Raw genomic sequence first — 7,110 nt, forward strand, 5'->3', positions numbered from 1 at the left:
CTTAAAACGGGACACACGTTATGGATAAAACCATCGGTATTTTTGGTGGTGGTCAACTCGGCCGTATGATGGCACAAGCGGCTCTACCGCTGAACATTCAATGTACCTTCTTTGAAGCCAATACAGATTGCCCTTCTGCAGCTTTGGGCCAGGTCATCTCAAGCCAAGCTGAAAATGGTCTGCAAGATTTCATTCAAAGTGCAGATGTGTTCAGCCTGGAATTTGAAAATACCCCACTGGAAGATGTGGATGTTTTAACCCAGCAAAAACAATTGCATCCGCCACGTCAGGCTCTGGCAATTGCACAGCATCGTCTGTCTGAAAAAGCCTTGTTTGATGAGCTGGAGATTCCGGTAGCGCCTTATAAAGCGGTTACTTCACTTGAGAGCTTGCAGGCTGCTGTGGCAGAACTTGGTTTACCCATCGTTTTGAAAACCTCACGTGGTGGTTATGACGGTAAAGGCCAGTTTGTTCTTCGTTCAGCCGATCAGATTGATCAGGCTTGGGCAGAACTTGGTCCTGCCGGTGAACTCATTGCAGAAAGTTTTGTGACTTTCTCACGTGAAGTTTCAATTATTGCAGTGCGTGGCCAAAATGGTGATGTGAAAACCTGGCCATTGGCTGAAAATCATCATCACAACGGCATTTTGTCGCATTCGATTGTTCCGGCACCCAACAGTGCCGATTTACAGCCGGTTGCACAAGACTACATCACTCGCCTGCTCAATCATTTGAATTATGTCGGTGTATTGACGCTAGAGCTGTTTGTCACTGACAAAGGCTTGTATGCCAACGAGATGGCACCACGCGTGCATAACTCGGGTCACTGGTCAATTGAAGGTGCTGTTTGCTCGCAGTTTGAAAACCACATTCGTGCGGTGGCTGGCTTGCCATTGGGTTCAACTGAAGTGGTTCGCCCAACGGTAATGATCAATATTATTGGTCAACATCCTAAGTCTGAAGATGTCTTGGCTTTAAATGGTGCTCATTTGCACCTTTACAACAAGACTGAGCGTGAAGGCCGTAAGATTGGCCATATCACCCTGATGCCAAATGACCGTGCTGATCTGACTGCATTATGCCGCGCATTGGCGAAAATTTTGCCAAATCCACTGGCACTTAGCGAAGATATGAGCATTTAAACCCAAGTTTGAATGATAAAAAAGCGGTCATGCCAATGATCGCTTTTTTTATGCCTGCAGTTCGGGCATGATTGCGCCTCTTTTCGAGGAAGATGCCATTTATCGGAACAAGGAAAAAATAATTGTATGTTATTTGTACAATGATTTATAAATAGACTAAATAAAAAACAAACAAATAGAATGGCTCTGTATTTCAGTTTTATTGTTGTAAAACGATGCAGGAATTTTTAAATTCAAAAGATAAAAATAAATTCAAAAATATGAATTTAAATTTAAACTCGTGCATTTGAATTTAAAAAATATGAATTCAAATGGTTTAAGGAGAAATGAATTTAAACTTTTAAATTTAAAAAATAGGATTTTGAATTTAAAGTATTCGCTTTCTAAAACTATAAAAATAGTGGAATTAACTTATCCACAAGCTATTTGAATTTAAAATTTTGCTTTAAATTTAAAATAATAAATTTAAATTCATATTTGCCTGTGTTTTGAATTTAAAAAATCTAAAAATAAAGCCTGTGGATAAAATTTTTAAATTCAAAAGTGAAATATGAATTTAAAATGAAGAAAATGAATTTAAATTTACGATTTGATTCAGAAACGATGTGCTGATGGTGGTATGGTAAAAGCATAATTTAAATTCAAAGATCGTAAAGGATACTATGCAGCGCTTAGCTTTCGTTTTAGGTTCAGTTTTCCTTGCCATGACTCAAGCCAATGCTGAGCTGATTATTAATGGTCAACCTGTCACAGTCACTTCCACGACACCTTCAAATCAAATTTTGACTCCGCGAAATAATTTTCAGCAATGTATTGCTAATTTACGTACTCAGGCTATGAACTCGGGTGTAAGTGGTTCTACCTATGATCGCTATACGCAAAATTTAACCCCCGATTATTCCGTGATTGATAAATTGAATTATCAGCCTGAATTTTCGACTCCGATTTGGGACTATTTATCCGGTCTGGTGGATGAAGAGCGAGTGCAACTCGGGCGTCAAAAATTAGCCCAGCACCGTGATGTGTTGAATCGTGTTGCAGCCACTTATGGAGTGCCGGCTGAAACAGTGGTCGCTGTTTGGGGGGTGGAAAGTAACTTTGGCGATATTTCTGGAAGTTATCCTTTATTGCAGGCTTTGGGTACTTTAAGTTGTGAAGGGCGTCGGCAAGGTTTTTTTCGTGGCGAATTCTTTAGCACCATGCGAATTTTACAACGCGGTGACTTAAGCGAGCAGCAAATGAAAGGCTCATGGGCGGGAGCATTTGGCCATACCCAGTTTATGCCTTCCACCTATGAAGAGCTGGCGGTGGATTTTGATGGTGATGGTCGTCGTGATCTGGTGTCCAGTACCTCAGATGCTCTGGCTTCAACTGCAAATTTTCTGAAAAAGCGTGGCTGGCAAACCGGGCAACCTTGGGGTTTTGAAGTTAAAATCCCTGAAGGCATGTCCATTACCGGGGAAAGCCGTCGCAATAAAAAGGCTTTAAGCAGCTGGGTGAGTCGTGGTGTGGTGCGTGCTGATGGTACAGCACTCATTCAGGGTAATTTAAGCGAGTCATCTGCTGCGGGCCTTATGGCACCTGCAGGTGCAAATGGGCCGGTATTTTTAGTCTTCAAGAACTTTGATGCTATATATAGTTATAACGCGGCGGAAAGTTATGCCTTGGCGATTGCACATTTGTCAGACCGTTTACAAGGTCAGGGCGGTTTTAGTAAAGCTTGGCCTACCGATGATGCAGGAACCTCACGTGCAGAACGTCGTGAAATTCAGCAGTTCCTGATCAATCGCGGTTATGACATTGGCAGCGTAGATGGCCTGATTGGGGATAAAACCCGTCAAGCGATCCGTCAGGAGCAGATTCGTTTGGGTCTTAGTCCAACCGGACGGGCTGGACAACAGATTCTGAATGCTTTTCGTCAGGAAAATGCCAAAAATCTGATGAGGTAACTGATCCTGTAAAGTATAGAAGCAATAAACGTATAGAGATAAAAAAGGTCTGCTTGATGCAGACCTTTTCTATGCTGAAGCTTTGAAACAAAAAATGTTTAGACTGCGGTAATACTGCCTAAAATACGATAGCCCGCTGCACCCGTAACTGCAGGCAGATTCCCGCTTTGCTGATTCACAAAACGCATCGCCAGCCAAGCAAAAGCAGTGGCTTCCACCCAGGTTGGGTTCAGTCCTAAATCGGCAGTGGTTTGTACTGTCCATTCGTGTTTGCGTAAACGCCAGCGCAATTGCTCAAGCAGGTTCGAGTTATAGGCTCCGCCACCGCAGACATAGACTTCACCGGTATCCATGTCAGAACGGTAAATGGCTTTTTTAATGGCACGGGTAGTGAGTTTCATTAAGGTCGCCTGAACATTTTCAGGGGTATCTTCTAGCTCGTCATATTCTAGGTCATTACGCCAGTCGAGAATCTGTTCATCCAGCCATTCCAGATTGAAGTCTTCACGGCCGGTACTTTTCGGGGGTTCTTTGGAGAAAAATTCATGCGCCTGCAAGCGGTCCAGCAGGCTGCGAATCGGTTGTCCGTATGCTGCCCAGTTGCCATTTTCATCATAGGGCTGACCGGTATAGCGGTGACACCAGGCATCCATGAGAATGTTGGCAGGGCCGGTGTCAAAACCAAAAACGGCTTCGGGTTTGCCGGCAGGCAGCATGCTGACATTGGCAATCCCGCCTAAATTCAGAATCACACGATGAATACTGTCATGTTGGAACAAGGCTTGATGAAATGCAGGAACCAGCGGAGCACCTTGACCGCCAGCCGCCATATCGCGACGACGAAAATCTGAAATGACTGGAATTTGTGTTATTTCAGTAATGATGTTGGGATCACCAATTTGCAGGGTAAAACCGTGTTCAGGGCGGTGGCGGATGGTTTGTCCATGCGAACCGATGGCTTTAATTTGGCTACGATCTAAGTTGTTTTTTTCAATGAGCGTATTAATGCCCTGACCAATCATGGTGGCTAAAGCAACGTCAGCTTTGCCCATACGGTCAATTTCATTGTCGCCCGGTAGGGTGAGTGCCATCAGTTCGTCACGAAGATCGGGATCAAAGGGCAAAGTGAGGGTCGCATGAAGCTGTAAGGGATCAAAAGAAGCAGCAACAATATCGACACCATCCATGCTTGTGCCGGTCATTACCCCAATATAGATCGCTGTCATGATTATTCTTAAGCCTGCAATGTGCTGAAAAAGTGTTAGTATATCGCACAAATTGAATAACTGATGTGTTTGGGTTTTGTGATGTCAAATTTCCTGCCGGCTGAAGAACAACTTGCCCTCATTCAACGAGGCACGCATGAAATTATTTCCGAGGAAGATCTTCTGAAGAAATTAAAAGAAAATCGTCCGCTTAAAATTAAAGCGGGTTTTGACCCAACTGCACCTGACTTGCACTTGGGTCATACGGTTCTGATTAACAAATTGAAAGTGTTCCAGGATTTGGGGCATGAAGTTTATTTCCTGATTGGCGACTACACCGCCATGATTGGCGATCCCACAGGTAAAAGCGCGACTCGTCCGCCATTATCCCGTGAAAAAGTGCTGGAAAATGCAAAAACTTATCAAGAACAAGTATTTAAAATTCTTGATCCGGCTAAAACCAAGGTGGTATTCAACTCTGAATGGTTTGCTCAAAAAACTGCAGCTGATTTAATCCAGCTAGCTTCACAACAGACTGTAGCGCGTATGCTGGAGCGTGATGACTTTACCAAACGCTACAACAGCCACCAACCGATTGCGATCCATGAATTTTTATATCCATTGGTGCAAGGTTATGACTCGGTCGCACTACATGCTGACGTAGAGCTGGGGGGTACAGACCAGACCTTTAACCTGTTGATGGGGCGTACTTTGCAAGGTCGTTATGACCAGGAAGCACAAGTCTGTATTACGGTACCGATTCTTGAAGGTTTAGATGGCGTGAATAAAATGTCTAAATCTTTAGGTAACTACATTGCCGTGTTTGATGCACCGGGTGCGATGTACCAAAAAGTCCTTTCAATGCCAGACTCCCTGATCGAGCGTTATTTTGATCTGTTAAGCTTCAAGTCGATTGAAGAAATCCAGCAGCTGTTAAAAGAAGTGGCTGAAGGCCGTAATCCGCAAGAAGTGAAAAAGATTCTCGCGCTTGAACTGGTGGAGCGTTTCCACGGTGCAGAAGCTGCGGCAACTGCACATAAAGGTGCGGGTAACCTGATTACTGAAGGTGAATTGCCTGAAGGAACACCTGAAGTGACCATTTCACGTGGGGAATTTGGCGGTGAAATCTTTATTACCTCTATTTTACGTGCTGCGGGTTTAACCAAAAATGCGGCTCAAGCCAAAGATGCGATTGGTCGTGGTGCCGTTAAAGTAGACTGGAATGTGGTTGATGCTAATTTTTCTGTGAAAGAGAACGTGACTTTGATCGTTCAAGCCAGCAAAAAAGCAATTGCAAAAGTGACTTTTGTAGACTAAGTACTATTCTAAGTTGTTGAAATAAAAGCAGGCTTCGGTCTGCTTTTATTTTTTTAGTTATATATGAATTCTATAAATATATAAATTCAAAAAAAAGCTTATAAAAACAATACTTAAATTTTTCCAATTGTCTTGATTTTGTCATATTTTATGTTTAAGATTTATCCATCTAGACATTGTGTAGAAAACATATCTAGAGGGTAACTCTATAAGAAAAGCTCCGCAATTTTTAAGTCTCTTCCCCAGGAGACTTTTTTTAAATTTTTGTAGATAACTATAATAATGACACGATGGATCGAATAAAGATTCAACTCCAAGGAAGAGATTTTGGGAGAGATCTCTTCCTTTTTTATTTCCAAATTTTCGTTATTTCCTTTGACTTTGATTCAATTGCTACATTTTTCATTTATTTAAAATACAGGTTAGACTGCAGTGTAAGTGCTGAAATTGAATCACCTTATCAGCATGCTCATGATATGAGGTCTCAAAGAAGATCTATAAAAGTTATAAAAAGAGGATAAGTATTATTTATGTACCATTACCAGACTCAAAATATTTTTGACCAGGAAATTGATTTCATTTTACGTTTCCTGTTCGAATACGATTCGCCTGAACAGAAACAACAATCCTTTGCCCAAGCACAAGCCTTGTTTCAGCAATTAGATCTCGCATCACACTATCTTCTGTTTTCTTTGGTCAAAGAACGATTACCACGTCGGGCTAAATTATTATTTGCTGCTGAAGACTATAGTGGCAAGAAAGAAGTGATTATGGAAGTAATGCGGCACTGGGTGGGGTGTAACTCTCAGGAACATGCGGCTTAATGAGTGTTTAAATTCTTGTCAGGTATGCTGTAAATATCGAGTTTATTTGTGAGAGATATAAAGCTATCACGAAATAGCTCGATACTTTCTAACTAAAAAGTTTAGATGGATAAGGAAAGTAAATATAAAAATATTCAGTAGACGTCAAATCGGGTGTGCAATCTATAAGTCTGATAGAAAAGTAGGAAATATTGCTCAGCTTGTTTAGAGAATTTAGAAAAATTTTGCAGATCGAGATTCATTTTTTAGCTCTTATGTATTTTTTATGATTTTTTGATAGCTATCAGGTCTTAAAAAATCCAGCTATTTATATTTGAAAAGCAATGAATACGGTATTTATTTGATAAAAATGCTCAAAATTTAGATAAAAAAGTGATTTTTTAATAAAATTCGTAGAAAAAAGATACATACGTGAAAAATATAGTGAATTGGGGGTTGCAATGATTCTGAAATCCTCTAGAATGCACCCCATACCGACGAGATAGACGGAAACGAACAAAACGCGAAGCGTTGAGTTGTTAAGTTTATTGAATCCAGCTTCTGGCACTGACGAGGTGTTAGAAAGATCATTAAGAGATTATGAAGAACAACTTGTGTGGATTTTTACTGGTTGATCGATCGAAATTATTTTCATTGATTGATGGTAGAAATTACTCGAAGTTTATTTGAGCAA

Annotated in this window: 5 protein-coding genes; 4 read left to right on the plus strand and 1 reads right to left on the minus strand. The window is 41.2% G+C overall.

What is annotated here, in order from left to right; all coding sequences use genetic code 11:
* Positions 1-20 precede the first annotated feature (20 nt).
* Together ACPUEY_RS09655 and ACPUEY_RS09660 are read left to right on the plus strand one after the other, a co-directional pair.
* Positions 21-1,142 (plus strand): 5-(carboxyamino)imidazole ribonucleotide synthase, encoded by a 1,122-nt coding sequence (locus ACPUEY_RS09655; protein WP_425121928.1) that lies wholly within the window; start codon positions 21-23, stop codon positions 1,140-1,142.
* 662 nt (positions 1,143-1,804) lie between these two features.
* Complete coding sequence (locus ACPUEY_RS09660) at positions 1,805-3,091, plus strand: lytic murein transglycosylase (RefSeq protein ID WP_425121929.1); 1,287 nt, start codon at positions 1,805-1,807, stop codon at positions 3,089-3,091.
* Positions 3,092-3,189: 98 nt separating this feature from the next.
* On the opposite strand, the gene ACPUEY_RS09665 is transcribed toward ACPUEY_RS09660, so the two are convergent.
* Positions 3,190-4,317 (minus strand): anhydro-N-acetylmuramic acid kinase, encoded by a 1,128-nt coding sequence (locus ACPUEY_RS09665; RefSeq protein WP_425121930.1) that lies wholly within the window; start codon positions 4,315-4,317, stop codon positions 3,190-3,192.
* A gap of 63 nt (positions 4,318-4,380) precedes the next feature.
* Here ACPUEY_RS09665 and tyrS point away from each other — a divergent pair, with 63 nt between their 5' ends.
* Positions 4,381-5,613 (plus strand): tyrosine--tRNA ligase, encoded by a 1,233-nt coding sequence (gene tyrS, locus ACPUEY_RS09670; protein ID WP_180043256.1) that lies wholly within the window; start codon positions 4,381-4,383, stop codon positions 5,611-5,613.
* A 530-nt stretch (positions 5,614-6,143) separates the two neighbouring features.
* Entirely contained in the window at positions 6,144-6,437 is a 294-nt protein-coding gene (locus ACPUEY_RS09675) for a hypothetical protein (protein ID WP_092820916.1), read from the plus strand.
* Positions 6,438-7,110: the final 673 nt, after the last annotated feature.

Source organism: Acinetobacter sp. G11 (assembly GCF_049808495.1).
In the GTDB taxonomy this organism is placed as follows: domain Bacteria; phylum Pseudomonadota; class Gammaproteobacteria; order Pseudomonadales; family Moraxellaceae; genus Acinetobacter; species Acinetobacter kookii.